This window comes from Fodinicola feengrottensis (assembly GCF_039530045.1).
GTDB lineage: Bacteria > Actinomycetota > Actinomycetes > Mycobacteriales > HKI-0501 > Fodinicola > Fodinicola feengrottensis.
On record NZ_BAAANY010000038.1, the window covers coordinates 92,739 to 107,188 of the forward strand.

Annotated in this window: 10 protein-coding genes; 5 read left to right on the forward strand and 5 right to left on the reverse strand. The window is 66.5% G+C overall.

Features of this window, described 5'->3' with window-relative positions:
* The first annotated feature begins 153 nt into the window (after nt 1-153).
* Complete coding sequence (locus tag ABD301_RS36055; RefSeq protein WP_344314639.1) at nt 154-519, forward strand: VOC family protein; 366 nt, start codon at nt 154-156, stop codon at nt 517-519.
* Here ABD301_RS36055 and ABD301_RS36060 read toward each other — a convergent pair.
* A complete protein-coding gene (locus tag ABD301_RS36060) occupies nt 503-1,489 on the reverse strand; it encodes a hypothetical protein (RefSeq protein ID WP_344314640.1) in 987 nt (328 codons plus the stop codon). The genes ABD301_RS36055 and ABD301_RS36060 overlap by 17 nt on opposite strands.
* Nucleotides 1,490-1,734: 245 nt before the next feature.
* Here ABD301_RS36060 and ABD301_RS36065 point away from each other — a divergent pair, with 245 nt between their 5' ends.
* Nucleotides 1,735-4,089 (forward strand): alpha-L-fucosidase, encoded by a 2,355-nt coding sequence (locus ABD301_RS36065; protein ID WP_344314642.1) that lies wholly within the window; start codon nt 1,735-1,737, stop codon nt 4,087-4,089.
* A gap of 19 nt (nt 4,090-4,108) precedes the next feature.
* Here the strand turns inward: ABD301_RS36065 and ABD301_RS36070 are convergent, their stop codons facing one another.
* Both ABD301_RS36070 and ABD301_RS36075 read right to left on the reverse strand, forming a co-directional pair.
* A complete protein-coding gene (locus ABD301_RS36070) occupies nt 4,109-5,278 on the reverse strand; it encodes an MGDG synthase family glycosyltransferase (RefSeq protein ID WP_344314644.1) in 1,170 nt (389 codons plus the stop codon).
* A gap of 138 nt (nt 5,279-5,416) precedes the next feature.
* Nucleotides 5,417-6,883 (reverse strand): aminopeptidase P family protein, encoded by a 1,467-nt coding sequence (locus ABD301_RS36075; protein ID WP_344314645.1) that lies wholly within the window; start codon nt 6,881-6,883, stop codon nt 5,417-5,419.
* A gap of 200 nt (nt 6,884-7,083) precedes the next feature.
* Here ABD301_RS36075 and ABD301_RS36080 point away from each other — a divergent pair, with 200 nt between their 5' ends.
* A complete protein-coding gene (locus ABD301_RS36080; protein ID WP_344314646.1) occupies nt 7,084-9,489 on the forward strand; it encodes an LGFP repeat-containing protein in 2,406 nt (801 codons plus the stop codon).
* Nucleotides 9,490-9,607: 118 nt separating this feature from the next.
* Here the strand turns inward: ABD301_RS36080 and ABD301_RS36085 are convergent, their stop codons facing one another.
* A complete protein-coding gene (locus tag ABD301_RS36085) occupies nt 9,608-10,504 on the reverse strand; it encodes a hypothetical protein (RefSeq protein WP_344314647.1) in 897 nt (298 codons plus the stop codon).
* A 124-nt stretch (nt 10,505-10,628) separates the two neighbouring features.
* Nucleotides 10,629-11,312, reverse strand: coding sequence for a Crp/Fnr family transcriptional regulator (locus ABD301_RS36090; RefSeq protein WP_344314648.1), 684 nt, complete (start codon nt 11,310-11,312; stop codon nt 10,629-10,631).
* A 142-nt stretch (nt 11,313-11,454) separates the two neighbouring features.
* On the opposite strand from ABD301_RS36090, the gene ABD301_RS36095 reads away from it, so the two are divergent.
* On the forward strand, nt 11,455-12,378 hold the full coding sequence (locus ABD301_RS36095; protein WP_344314650.1) for an EamA family transporter: 924 nt from the start codon (nt 11,455-11,457) through the stop codon (nt 12,376-12,378).
* A 72-nt stretch (nt 12,379-12,450) separates the two neighbouring features.
* Nucleotides 12,451-14,364 carry an asparagine synthase (glutamine-hydrolyzing) gene (gene asnB / locus ABD301_RS36100; protein WP_344314652.1) on the forward strand — a complete coding sequence of 638 codons (1,914 nt, stop codon included), beginning with the start codon at nt 12,451-12,453 and terminating at the stop codon, nt 14,362-14,364.
* Nucleotides 14,365-14,450: the final 86 nt, after the last annotated feature.

The following is a 14,450-nucleotide window of genomic DNA, read 5'->3' on the forward strand; positions in this document are numbered from 1 at the left end:
TCCTTCGGTGCGCCCGTCTCTTCGTTGTCCTTGCTCGCCTCGATCGTCTCGCAGGTCGGAGGCCGACGCTGCTCGAACTCTCAACCAAACAGTACGTCCGTCTTGCTATAGTCGTCAAACTGTCCGCATCGAGAATCAGTCGAGGTGGTTTTCGTGATCCATCATGTCCAACTGGCTTGTCCGTCCGATGGTGAGGCTGACCTAAGAAAGTTCTACGGCGACGTACTGGGCATGACAGAGCTCGCCAAGCCTCCAGTGCTGGCCGCGCGGGGTGGCGCGTGGTTCCGGATGCCGGCGCTGGGCGGGGACATCGAGGTGCATCTCGGCGTCGAAAAGGACTTTGCGCCGGCTCGCAAGGCGCATCCTGGGCTGCTGGTCGACGACCTCGACGCGTACGCGGCTCGGCTCACCGCCGCCGGCTATCCGGTCGCCTGGGACGACGACTTTCCCGGGATGCGCCGGTTCTACTCCGCCGACTGCCACGGCAACCGGCTGGAATTCCTCACACCTGCTCCCTGACGACGGCGGACTGCCAGGAAGGGGCGAGGGACTCGGCGAGCAGCCGCCAGTGCGCGGTGCCGCCTGGATGAGGCCAGGCCGCCGTGCGTTTGCGGTCGCTCTCTATCTCGACAAGTGTTGAGCCGAAATACCGCTGGTTCCGCGCGTCGGCCTGGCCGATCTTGCGTTCCTCCAGGTCACGGCGGGGACCCGCGGGCATGATGTCGAGCCGCGAGGCCATCTCCCGCACACCGTCGGCGATCTTCTGTTGGGTCGCCAGCGCCCACTTCGTTTGTTGGGCGCGCTCATCGGCGGTCGCCGTCCGGTGCAGGATCAGCAGCGGGGGATCGGTCTCCTCGGCAAGTGCGGCGATCAGCCGATCGTGGCCGTCCAGCAGGACATATCCGTCCAGGCAGCTGGCCCACATCAGCAAGACGGGCGGCAAGGTGCCTTCTCGTACGAGTTTGCGATGCGCCTTCACTCGGGCGGCGTCCGACTCCGAAAGCCGGCGCAACGGCAGGATTCCTGACCAGCCGAGGCCGAACCAGTCCAGCTCGGCGGCTGGATGGTCGCGTACCAGCTCGTGTCGCAGCCAGGCGCTGACCGAGTGGCGGTCATGTCTGGCTGGCATCCGGGCCCGCAGGATCCAGTCGCCGCGATGCAGCGGCGTCAGCGCCGAGTCGAAGAGCCAGCCGGCGAACCGGTGCGCCCAACGTGCGTGCCATTCGGGCGTACGCGGCGGTGGGAAGCGACGAGCCTCGTCCGCTCGGATGGGCGGGATCGGGGACGAGTACGCGCCGGTGGCGTGCACGTCGACGCCCGCGTAGTGCCGCTCGATCACGCCCAGAAGTGCCACGTTTTCCGGCTGGGTGAGGAGAAACCGGTTGCCGGTGGCCACCTCGAACCGGGTCGACGGTAACCGCGGCTCGCCGACGGTCAGCCGTATCGCGTACTCATCGACGCCGGTGACCGGCACGCTCTCCCATCGCACGTACGACATTGTCTCCCAGATCGCCTTCTTGAGTGCCGCCGTGCTGGACTATTTTTCTTTATTGGCTGGCCGCTTCCGCTGACGTAGTTTGCCCGCTGTTGTTGGGGTCTTGACAGTGTGAGCCGAAACGCAGAGCATGGACGGCGGCCGATCCTATAGGCCGTACGATATAGCTTCCATCGCGCTGTTTTGGCTGCCCTCAACGACACTGATCGGATCGCTCCGGTCATGGAACGGGAGGAACCGTGACGAACCACCCGCGACGCCGCGTGCTGGGCATGGCATTGGGGGCGGCCGCTCTGGCTGGTGTCCCGGTGTTCGCCTCCGAAGCAGCCTCCGCCGAGGTCGTCGATCCGGTCCAGGGCCGGCCAGAAGCGGCCATTCCAGATCCGGTGCCGGTGTCGCTCGCGAGTTATTTCGACAGCGACGGCCTGGACACGGCGTCCGCGCATGACGGTGATTTCGACGGCTCTGGCTACTGTTTTCCCGGTGATCAGCTGCCGAGTGGGCGGGTAGTCGTTGACGGAGTTCCGTTCGACTTTCCGCTCTCGACGGCCGGTGTGAAGAACAACCTTGTCGCCCTCGGGCAGGTGATCGCGCTGGCGAAGGGAAACTATGTCAGCGCTGAATTCCTGGTCGCTTGTTCGTACGGCAGCACCGGCGGCCCGGCGATCGTGCATTACGCCGATGGGACCACGACCCAGGCTTCGCTGAGTGGCGCCGACTGGTATAGCGGCGACGGCCCGATCACCGCGCCTTTCCGTTACACGCCAGGCGGCGGCACCGATCAGCATCCGGTGTCCATTGGGACCGGCAGGGTGTGGATCGACCCGACGCGGGAAGCGGTCAGCATCACCATGCCCATCACGAACCCGGCCGTCGCTGGCCAGTCGAGCCTGCATGTTTTCGCGCTGAGCCTGCAAGCCGCGGTGGCGGGCAAGGCGATCGCCGTACGGGTGGCGAAATCGACGACCAGCCGGCTGACCGACGGCGGTGCGCAGGTCGTTGAGGCTACCGTGCTGAATCTGGGCACGACCTGGATAACCCCGGTTGACCGCGCGATGGTGACCGTGCAGGCGAAGAACACCTTCACGACGGCTCCCGCACTTGTTGCCTGGTTGGCGCCCGGCGAGGAGGCGCGCGTACGCATCGGCATCAGCAGCCACCCGTCCGTACCGGCCGGGACCGCCGTTTCGGGTCAAGTCATCGGGTACGACCGTGGCGGGATTCTCGACAAGCGACCGACTTCCCTGACGCTGGGGGTGCCGGACTACCAGCCGACGGACGCCTCGCTGGGAACGCATCAGTCGCCTTACTGGTTCAATGACGCCAAATTCGGCATTTTCATCCACTGGGGCGTCTACTCGGTGCCGGCCTGGTCGCCGCCAGGAAAGCAGTACGCGGAATGGTACTGGAACTGGATGCAGGACCCGAACAACGCCGTCTACCCGTACCACGCGGAGACCTATGGCAAGGATTTCAACTACGACGACTTCATCCCGCGGTTCACCGCGGAGAAGTTCGACCCGCGCAGCTGGCTGCAACTTTTCGTCGACGCTGGCGCGAAATACTACGTGCTGACCTCCAAGCACCACGAAGGTTTCGCGTTGTGGGACTCGCAGGTCTCCGGTCGTACGGCCGCCAAACTCGGCCCTCAACGCGACCTGGTGCGCGAGCTTTTCGCCGCCTCTCGGCGATACACCCCGCAGCTGCACAATGGCCTGTATTTCTCGATGCCGGAGTGGTTCAACCCCGACAACCCCTGGATGGGCCACCCGCCGCGGAACCCGTACACGCTGGAACCAGTGCCCTACACCGGCTATCAGTCCGGCCGCGACTTCGTTCACGACTATCAGGCACCGCAGATGCTGGAGTTGGTGCACGGCTACGACCCGGACATTATCTGGTGTGACATTGGCGGAGTCAACGACAGCCACCACGTGATGGCTGAGTATTTCAACCATGCCAACAAACCCGCGGCAGGTCGGCGTACGAGCAAAGAAGTGACGATCAACGACCGGTCCGGGATTTCGGTGCATGATTTCACCACACCGGAATACGCCACTTACTCGAACACCGTGGTGGCCAAATGGGAGGCCAGTCGCGGGCTGGATCCACGCTCGTACGGCTACAACCAGGCGACGCCTGACGACCTTTACATGACAGCCGAAGAAGTCGTGCACACCCTGGTGGACATCGTCTCGAAAAACGGGAACTTCCTGCTGGACATCGGCCCGCGCGGCGACGGCACGATTCCGGAGATCATGCAGCAGCGGCTACGAGAGACCGGCCGCTGGCTGAAAGTCAATGGCGAGGCCATTTACGGCACCACGTACTGGTCGCGGATGGCCCAGCTCGGCGATCTCCGTTTCACGGTCAAACAAAACGAGGCCTTCTACATCCATTCGCTGGTACGCCCCGGCTCGCAGCTGGTGGTGAACGCGCCGGTCCCCATTCGCGGCAGCGCCACGGTCACGATGCTGGGCTATCACGGTCGGCTGTCCTGGTCGCAGCACAACGGTTCGCTGCTGATCGACGTACCAGCCGCCGCTGCCGCCGCCGGCAACTATGCCTGGGTTTTCAAAATCGCCTGGCAGTGAAGCTGTCGCCAGCGGGCGGTCAGCCGGTGAGGCGGAGGCGGCGGGTGATGCGGCGCCGGCGGCGGTGGTCGACGGTCTGGTTGGCGAGTTCCGCGATCACGTCGGCCGGGTCGGTGGGCGGGTGGGCGGCGGCCCGGGCGGCGGACGTGGTGGGTACGCCGGTGAGCGCGGCCTGCAGGGCGGCCGGCAGGTCGCGCACGTGGCGTACCCACGGCACCCAGCCGGCCTTGTCCAGCGCGGCCGCGTTGGCGGCGCCGTGGCCCGGCACCGAGCGGTAGGTCACCGTCGGCAGGCCCGTGGCCAGCGCCTCCAACGAGCTGAGCCCGCCGGCGTTCTGGACGGCCACGTCGCAGCCGCGCAGCAGGGTGGCCATGTCGTCCACCCAGCCCAGCGCGATGGCACCGTCGGCTTCCAGATCCTCCCGTACGGAGGCGTTGCGGCCGCAGACCACGACAGCGCGGGCGAGGCCGGTGTCGGCGACCTCGCGGGCGGACTTGCGTACGTCTCCCATGCCACCAGCCCCGGAGACGAGCACCGCGAGGGGTTCATCCTGGGGGAGGCCGAACTGCGCCCGGGCCTTGCGTTTCTCCTCTTCAGAGGCGGCGGGGTGGAACGCGGCGGGCACCGCCGGTCCGCAGACCTGCACCCCCTTCGCGCCCCGGCCGCGGGCGTCCTCGGCGGCCACCTCGTGCAGCGCGAGGTGGAAGTCGACGCCGCTGGAGATCCACAGAGGGTGCACCGACATGTCGGTCAGGAAGGTGATGGCCGGGGCGTTCAGCCGGCCGCTTCGGCGCAGCCGGCCGAGGGCCTGGCTGGCCAGCGGGTACGTGGACACCACCGCGGCCGGCTCGGCGACCAGGTCGGCGGTCCGGCCGATGCTGCGCCGGGTGTCCTTGCGAGCCAGCGCGGCCGATGCCGCCCGCAGCATCCCGGCCACCGGGCGGCGCCCGGTCACGTTGGCGACCAGTCCCCAGGTGAAGGGCGCTACCCGCAGCGATGTCGTGTAACTGTCCCGCAGCAGGGCGCCGAAGCGGCCCGGCAGGAAGTCGAGGTAGTCGTACGTCTCGACGGTGAAGTCCATCGCGCGGAGCCGGTGTTCCAGCTCGTACGCCGCGCCGTCGTGGCCGCCGCCGACGCTGCCGGTCAGGATCACTATCCGCCGGGAATGCCGCGGATCATCGGAGCTCATGATCTGACACTGTGCCTTGTCCATCCGTCCCAGGTCTATCCGGGAGGACCCTGATTAGGAGGGTTTACGGCTGGGAGTCGCCGTTCGTTCACCCGCCGGCCGTCAACACGTCCGGCGGGTGTGACGAACATCTCGGACTCAGCCCGGCAGTCGGATCCCGGCGGCTCGCTGCTCGGCCATCCAGGTCTCCACGTCCGCGGACGTACGCGGCAAACCGGCCGACAGGTTCTCGGCGCCGGCCGCGGTGACCAGGATGTCGTCCTCGATCCGGACGCCGATGCCGCGCAGTTCTGCCGGCACCGTCAGGTCGTCGATCTGGAAGTAGAGGCCCGGCTCGACGGTGAGCACGTGCCCAACCGCCAGATCGCCCTTCGTGTACGCCTCAGCGCGCGCGTGCGAGCAGTCATGCACGTCCAGGCCGAGCGAGTGGCTGGTGCCGTGCAGCGTCCATCGCCGGTGCAGGCCGCAGTCCTCCTGCAGCGACTCTTCCGCGCTGACCGGCAGGATGCCCCAGTCTTCGAGACCCTCGGCGATGACCTTCATGGCGGCCTCATGGGCGGCCTTGAAGGGCGCGCCCGGCTTGACCGCCTCAATGCCGGCCTGCTGAGCCGCGTAGACGAGGTCGTAGACCCGCCGCTGGGTGTCGCTGTAGCGGCCGGAGATCGGCATCGTACGAGTGACGTCCGCGGTGTAGAAGTTGTGGTTCTCCACGCCCGCGTCCAACAGCAGCATGTCCTTCGGGTCGACGGTGCCGTCGTTCTGCGTCCAGTGCAGCGTGGTCGCGTGGGCACCGGTGGCAGCGATGTTTCCGTAGCCGACCGCGTTGCCGTCATGTCTGGCCCGCAGCCCGAAAACGCCGTCGATGAGCCGCTCGGAGAATCCGCGGTCCGAAGGCATCGCTCGTACGACATCGCAGAACCCGTCGACGGTCGCGGCGATCGCGTTCCGCAACTGCCCGATCTCCCAGTCGTCCTTGACCAGCCGCAGCTCGCTCAGCGCGCTCGCGAGCTCGTCGTCCCGCTGACCCTCGTCCGCGGCACCGACAATGCCGTCCACGGTCTGGTCGTACCCACGCAGCACGCGGGTGTGCGAAGGATCCAGCTCGGCCAGCGCTTTCTCCAGGTCGGCGATGTGCGCGGTCTCCAGGCCGAGCTGTGCGGTGGTCTCGCCCAGGCTTGGCCGCCGGCCGACCCATAGCTCGCCGTAGAAGCGGTCGCGGAAGAACTCGTCGGTATCTCGCGGCGAGCGGGGGTGGATGTAGAGGACGGGCGTGTGGCCGCCTTCGCTGGCCGGGTGCAGAACCAGCACCGCGTCACACTCGTGGTAGCCGGTCAGCCAGACGAAATCGCTGCCGGGCCGGAACGGGTAGTCGCAGTCGTCATTGCGCACCTTCAGCCGGCCGGTCGGGATCACAAGGGTGTCCCGGCCGAAGACGTGGCTCAGCGACTCCCGGCGGCGGCTGTGGTGCGGAGCTCCCTCGGTACGGGCCAGTCCGCGCAGCTCGGTGTCCGCCCAGCCGGTCCGCATGAAAGCGGCGAGCCGGGCGGGCAGGCCCTGGTCGTGGCTCGTCGTCCCGGTCTCTTCTTCTGTCGGCTCGTCGGTCATAAGAGCAACGTTATCGCGAGAGTTGGGCGTACGGCCGGAGAGAAGTCGACAGCGCCGGGCCAGAAATACCGGGTACGCCGCGTACCGGGAATTTTTCCCGGCTCGGACGGGCCGCTGACCCCTTCCGCCAGCGCCTTGGCTGCCCGACCATGAGCTGCGATCGCGTATCGACACAAACGTCGACAAGGGTGGCGAGAACGATGTTCAAGCTCATGCGCGCGTTCCTGGTTCTTGTCCTCGCGGCGGCACTGCTGTCCGTCACCGCCTCCAGTGCCTCGGCGTCCTGTGGCATCACGCCGTACGGCTTAATCGGCAACAAGTGGTACGCGCTCGGCGGCGAGGGGAGCCCGCTGGGCTGCGCCACCGAGGCCGAACACGACACGCCGGGTCGCAATGGCCGGACCCAGACGTTCCAGTACGGCCAGATCGTCTGGTCGCCCGACCAGGGCGGCAACATGATCGTCGCGACCTGGTCGATTGGCACCCGGGTCTTCGTCGACTGGGGTCCGACGGATCCGTTCGGCTACGATTTTTTCATCGTCCGCTGGGATGTGAATGGCTCCAACGTGGGTCAGACGGACATCAACAACGGGCCGCGCGGGTACGGCAGCTTCAGTTTTGACTCGGCGCAGGGCTGGTCGACGGTGGTGGTCGAGGGCTGCGACTCGCACGTCATCGGCTCGTCGACGTGCCGGCAGGGCTGGACTCCGCCGGCTGGTACGTACACGGCGCCGCCAGGTTCGTTCGGCATCTCCGCCGCGACCGATCCGGCGCACGCCTTCGACGGCCTTGACCAGCGTCGGGCCGCCGCCGTCGAGCACTTGGCCTGCACGCGGCTGTTGAACCCGGGTGGAGCGCACGCCGGCGAGAACGAAGGCGTCGAGATGGCCGCGCAGCTGGAGATGGCTCGCCGCTACGGCACCGGCTATCACTGTCGAGGCCAGCTGCCGAGCGTTCAGCTGGTCAACCAGTCGCTGATGGGCACCGGCGCCCATCCGACCGGATCGTCGTTCAGTTCGGCGATCTGCTCGCGAGACGGCGACTATGACACCTTCCTCAAGGGTTTGATGGTCGTCATCTACAAATACTGGGATCTGTTGTACGCCAACACTCGTACCCACATTCTGAACGACCTGCTGACCGAGAACGGGGCACATTCGGTCGACGACGAGAAAACGCCGGTCTGCGGTTACATCGATCTTCCTGAGTCGGAAAACCACCGGCTGCTGATCGAAAGTGCGCGCTATCTGTCGAATCAGAAGCTGTACGACGCGACCGGCAACGCGGCGTACGACAACAACGCCAACGGGATGCGCGCCTATCTTTTGGGTCAGCTGCAGAACTTCGCCAAGTTCGATTTCCTGGAATACAACGCGCGCCCGTACCAGCGCTATTCGATGGACGCGCTGCTGAACCTCTTTGACTACGCCAGGGATCCGTCCGTACGCACCGGTGCCCGGATCGTTCTGGACTACACCACCACGAAGTTCGCGGTGTCCAGCAACCAGCTCCGGCGGGCCGGGCCGTTCCGCCGGCTCACCAGCCGTACGGACGCGGTCAACCAGTGGTACTACGGGAACCAGTCCGATCCGCAGACGGCGTTCTTCCTGATGTGGACGGGACTCGCCGGCAATCTCGGCAACACCATCCCGGACTGGTTCACCAACGAGGCGGTGATCGTCGGGCTGTCGTCTTACCTCCCGCCGCCGGCGGCTGTCTATCGCGCGATGAACAAGGCGACCGGGCCGTACCAGGAGACGTTCTTTGGTGGCTATCGGCCACAACTGAGCTACGCCGGCGAGGATGCCGCTCCTGGCATCGAAATCTACTCCAGTTCGCCGTCTTTCCTGCTGACCGCAGGGGGAGTGTGGCTGCCCAGCGGCTACGGTCGGGACGAGTGGTACGACCGGATCGGCACCAACGAGAACTATGGCGTGCCGCAGTCGACGACTTTGATGCCCAGCGGTAACCATCCGTCCGTCTATCTGACCCGCGACCAGTTCATTCGCTTTGACGGCTACAGCGGCCGATCGCCCGAGGGCCGCGACAAGGTGAACACCTGCGTTTACGGCGGGTTCGCCTGTGGACTGCAACTGCAGGTGCCGCAAGTGTGGTGGAACTGCGCCGAAGTCTCGACCAGCGGAGTGTGGCAGTTCCTCAACCTCAACACGCCCGCCTGCGGCAATCTCGGCTTCTACGTGGTCGTCCACGGCTCCGCGCCGACCACGAACCCGGAGTATGGAACTGTCGGCTTCTTCGACGCTGTCGAGGCTTCAAGCATGAGTTTCGCTGACTTCCGTACGCACACGCTCGACCGGAACCCCGGTATGCCGGCCCAACTCGACCCGCACGCGCAATACACATTCGGCACCCCGGACGGCCACTACTACACCTTCCGGCTGGTGTCGCCCGGCGGCACGAACAACGAGCAGTTGGTGACGTGGGCCGATGGTCAGCAGCTGGGCGACTTCGGCAGCGCGCCGCTGGCCCAAGGCCCGTATCTGAGTTCCTCCGGGCACAGCGGCTACTTGGAGCTGTGGTGGCCCGAAGGGGGAGTACGAACAGTGCTCGACTTCAGAGACGCCCTCAATCCAGTCATTCGCTGATTTTGCGGCATGGACTGCGGTTGGGGTGGGGGTTGGGTTCGAAACCCTTAAAGGATTTTCGTCGAGTGCGGGACTTTATCCCGCACTCAACAACGGACCTGTTGCCGGTGGGACTGAATTACCCAGCCTCCAACTTTCGGGGTTCCTGGGCGCGAATTCGGTCAGCGAGATCAGGGCGGTTATGGCTGCGGAAAAGCTGGAAAAGTTGCCGGCTGACCTGTTCGCGGGCGGTGGGGTCGAGGTCCTGGTGGTCGAAGTCCGCGACGATTTGGGCCAAGCTGTCGCCGGGTTCGGCCGAGACGGCGGGTTGGCGTTGTTCGGGGGCGTAGCCGGTGGGCTGGGGTTTGCGGGCGAGTACGTCCCGTAGCTGGCAGAAGTGTTCGGCCACTTCCACCATTTTGTCGACTTTGTCGCGTTCGCCGTTGAACCACCAGGCGGTGGCGTGTACGGGGTCGCTGAGCAGGTCGGAGAGGTAGTTGATGGCGGCGCGTTCGTCGTCCCACTGCCACGTACGCTGCCAGGCTCTGCGCTCTGCGTCGCGGCGGCCTTGGGCGGCCTTGCGGTCCTCGTCGGCGACCAGGACGCCGGTGCATTCGGCCCAGGCGGCGACGCCGCTTTGTTCGACTGGGCGGGCCTGGCTGAGGTCCTTGCTGAGTTTGGCGCGCAGCTCTGCGGTTTCCAGCAGGGACGCCTTCGCGGCGATCGCCTTGACCCGGTCGGCGATGCCGCCGCGGGCGATCCACAGCGCGTTGCCGGCTCGCTGCACGGACGACTGCTGCTGGCGAGCGTTCCAGATCAGCAGCTCGATCTGGAAGGTGAACGGTGACTCGGCGCTGGGCGCGATCATTTCCCACTCGTCCGCGGCCGCCTCGATCTGGTGGTAAGCGGCCGCGTGCGGGACGGCCACCTGGGGCGCCGGCGCGGGCGTACGGTGCTCCGGCGGCGTCCCGGAGATCCGCTCCCACCACTGGCGGAGGCGGACGCTGCGGGGTTCAGGGGCGCTCTGCGGTTGCATCGGGGTCTCCTGACCGGGCGGGGAAGAGCTACCCGACCATCGTCGGGGCCTGGGCGGCCACGTTCTGTCCAGAAGTAGACACAACGGGTGAGAGTTTCTTGGTCGGTTCAGACGGCGTGTCGACTCAGACGCGCGCAGCCTCTCGCTCGATTGCCTCGACGTCAAGAAGCACTATGTGCGCTCGCCCGGTTTCCACCACCCCCTCCCGGCGCCAACGCGCCAGCGTGGACGCCACCGAGCTGCGGGCCAGCCCCAGCGCCACCGCGAGTTCGGCCTGGGACATCGGAATCCGGGCTGGCGACGGGTGCTCCGGACCTGCGCTGGCCAGCACCTCCAAGAGCAGTGAAGCCAGCCGGGCGGCGGTCGGCTGGTGGGCCAGCCGCCAGGTGTGCGCGGCGCTCTGCCGGACCTTGGCCATCAGGTAGCGGTCCAGCTCACGGTAGATCCGGTGAGTACGCAGGAAGTCCGCGAAGCGGTCCTGCGGCAGCGCGTACGCGACGCAGTGCTCGAGCGTCTGAATGGTGGCTGAGCGGGGCGCGTCATCCCGTCCGGAGAATTCGCCGATCAGGTCACCGGGTCCGCGTACGGCCAACAGCAGTTCATCGCCGGCCCGCTCGGCGTAGGACACCTTCACCCGACCGGCGACCAGCACCAACAGCCAGCCAGACTGGTCGCCCTGGCTGAACAGCCGCTGTCCCGGCTCGTACTCCCGATGTGCGCCGGCCTGCACCAACGCCGACCAGACCTCCGGGCGTACGAGTGCGCGGAAGCCCTGGACGGCACGTTCGGTGGCGGAGATGCCGCTCACCGCACGCACCGGTGAGCGCTGGCCATGCTGTCTTTCTATCGCTTCTGCGGGGCCGCCGACAGGACTTGCACGGTACGCATATCGGCCATGATGTCCACCTCAGCCGGCGCTCGGCCGCACATCTCGTCCGTACGCTGGGCACATGGCGTGGGCGACGGCTGATGAACCGATCCGGCCGGACACCGCCCTTGACCTCAGCCCGGCCCGGCGCGCGGTCGATGGGTTGGCCCGGGCCGGACAGCGGATCCCTGGCTCCGGACTCTTCCTGATCGGGGCCTTCAGTCAGTACGTCGGCACGGCGATCGCGGTCACGCTCTTCGCGGTGATCCCGGCACCGTCGGTGGCCTGGGCCCGCCTGACGGTCGCGGCGCTCATCCTGACGGCCTGGCGGCGGCCATGGCGGCTGCGCTGGCCGGCCCGGCGGTGGGCGTTGGCGGTCGGCTTCGGGCTCGCGCTGGCGTCCATGAACGTCCTCTTCTACCTGGCCATCGACCGGCTGCCGCTGGGCACCGCGGTCGCCATCGAGTTCAGCGGGCCGCTGGTGGTCGCCGCGGTGGGTGCCCGCCGGTGGCGGGACGCCGGCGCTGTCGTGCTGGCCATCGTCGGGGTGCTGCTGCTGGCCGACGTGAGCTGGGCGGGCAGCGCCCTCGGGGTGGTGTTCGCGCTGGGCGCGGGCACGATGTGGGCCGGCTACATCGTGCTCGGCTCGCGGGTCGCGGCCGCTGGGGACGGCGTCGACGGGTTGGCTGTCGGGCTGCTGGCCGGTGCGGTCGCGATGGCACCACTGCTCGCTGCCGGCGCGCTGCCGGCGATCCAGGACGGGTGGCTGCTGGCCGCGTGCGCCTGTGTCGGGCTGCTGTCCACAGCTGTTCCGTACGCGCTCGACCAGATCGTCTTTCGCCGGGTGGGGCGAGCACGGTTCGCGCTGTTGCAGTCGATGCTGCCGGCGACCGCCGCGGTGGTCGGCGTACTCGTCCTGCGGCAGATCCCGTCGCCGCCGGAGCTGGTCGGGGTGGCTTTGGTCGTACTGGCCGTCGCCACCAGCGCCAGCGGGCGTACCGAATAGCGCAGTGACGTACGCCCTTTCGCGGCGCCCCGGCCCGTCGGGGCGGTCCGGAGCCCGTGCGAGGATGGTCGAATGTGCGGCCTGCTTACCTTCATCAGCTCGTCTTCGGCTGCGGTCAGTCATCAGGACTCGATCGCGCAGGCGTTGGAAAGTCTGCACCATCGCGGCCCGGACGAGACCGGCGTGGTGCTCTCCGGCGACGACGTGGTGCTCGCGTTCAAGCGGCTGTCGATCATCGACGTGGGGGACAGTCACCAGCCGTTGGAATACCTCGACGGCCGGTATGCGCTGACCTCGAACGGCGAGATCTACAACTACCTTGAGCTGCGCGAGGAGCTGACCCGCGAGCACGGTGCCCAGTTCGCCACCAACGGCGACATGGAGACGGTCGCCGCCGCCTATCACTACTGGGGCCCGCAGGGCATTTCCCGGTTGCGCGGCATGTTCGCGTTTATCCTGTGGGATCGGCAGGAGAAGGTCGCGTTCGGCGCCCGTGACTTCTTCGGCATCAAGCCACTGTTCTACCTGGAGACCGAAGACGGTTTGTACGTGGCCAGCGAAAAGAAGGCGCTGATGCCGTTCTCCGCCGCCGCCAAGGCCGGCGACGCGGGCATCGACGCCGCCTCCTTGTCGCATTACCTGACGTTGCAGTATGTGCCGGAGCCAGCGACGATGCACCAGGACATCAAGCGCCTGGAGTGCGGGGAATCGTTTAGTTGGTCGCAAAAAGACGGTCTGTCGATCCGTCGCTACTACCGGCCGAGATTCCGGCCGGCGCCGGTTTCCGAGCCTGACAAGCTTTTCGGCAAGATCCAGGACGCCCTGCGAGAGTCGGTCGCGCTGCACCTGCGCTCGGACGTGCCGGTCGGCGCGTTCCTGTCCTCCGGCATCGACTCCACCGCGATCGTGGCGTTGGCCCGTGAGCACAAGCCGGACATCCTGACTTTCACGGCCGGTTATGACGTCGAGGGTTATTCGGAGATTGAGGTCGCGCAGGAGTCTGCCCGCTATCTCGGTGTCAAGTCGATCCCGGCGTATGTCACCGCGGACGACATGATGAGCCAGTTTCCGCGGATGATCTGGCATTTGGACGATCCGGTCGCCGATCCGGCGCTGGTTCCGCTTTACTTCGTCGCGAAAAAGGCCGCTGAGCACGTCACGGTGGTGCTTTCCGGCGAAGGTGCTGACGAGTTCTTCGGCGGCTACGGGATTTATCGCGAGCCGCTGTCGCTGCGCCATCTGCAGGCGCTGCCTGGCCCGCTGCAGCGCGGCCTGAACGCGCTGTCGAAGGTGATTCCCGAGGGCGTACGGGGAAAGTCGTATCTTGAGCGCGGCACCACGCCGATCGAGGAACGTTATTACGGCAACGCGCGGATCTTCACCGAGCGGGAGAAATCCAAGCTCATGAAGACATATGACCCGTCCGTCTCGTACACGCAGGTGACGGCGAAGCACTACGAGGACTCCGCAGGCTGGGACGACAGCACCCGGATGCAGTACATCGACCTTTACACCTGGCTGCGCGGCGACATCCTGGTCAAGGCCGACCGGATGTCCATGGCGCACTCGCTGGAGTTGCGAGTGCCGTTCCTGGACACCGGCGTTTTCGACGTGGCCGCCACGATTCCGCGCGAGCTGAAGGTCACCGACGAGGGCATCCGAAAGTACGCGCTGCGCAAGGCCCTGGACGGCGTCGTGCCTCCGCAGATCGTGAACCGCAAGAAGCTCGGTTTCCCGGTCCCGACCCGGGTCTGGCTGAAGACGCTGATGTACGACTGGGCCGCCGACATCCTTTCCACGTCGGCTGCCGGCGAGTTGCTGGACCTTCCGTACGTGCTGCGGTTGCTGGAGGCGCACAAGCGCGGCGACGCCGACTACAGCCGGAAGATCTGGACCGTGCTGGCGTTCTGTGTCTGGCACGCGATCTACGTGGACGGCAGCATCGACCCGCGTCCGGAGCGGGCCGTCTCCCGGTTGGCCAGCTAATACCTCATCAAGCAACGTGACATTCGTTGTTGATCTTGCATAGTTGGTCTACCTAAAACGGACATCGGTCTGAAATGTTCTTTTTG

Bases quoted from the DNA above. Each gene is read 5' to 3' on its own strand.
- ABD301_RS36070 (WP_344314644.1), bottom strand. From the start codon at position 5,278: ATGAGCTCCGATGATCCGCGGCATTCCCGGCGGATAGTGATCCTGACC.
- ABD301_RS36095 (WP_344314650.1), top strand. From the start codon at position 11,455: ATGGCGTGGGCGACGGCTGATGAACCGATCCGGCCGGACACCGCCCTT.
- ABD301_RS36075 (WP_344314645.1), bottom strand. From the start codon at position 6,883: ATGACCGACGAGCCGACAGAAGAAGAGACCGGGACGACGAGCCACGAC.
- ABD301_RS36085 (WP_344314647.1), bottom strand. From the start codon at position 10,504: ATGCAACCGCAGAGCGCCCCTGAACCCCGCAGCGTCCGCCTCCGCCAG.
- ABD301_RS36080 (WP_344314646.1), top strand. From the start codon at position 7,084: ATGTTCAAGCTCATGCGCGCGTTCCTGGTTCTTGTCCTCGCGGCGGCA.
- asnB (WP_344314652.1), top strand. From the start codon at position 12,451: ATGTGCGGCCTGCTTACCTTCATCAGCTCGTCTTCGGCTGCGGTCAGT.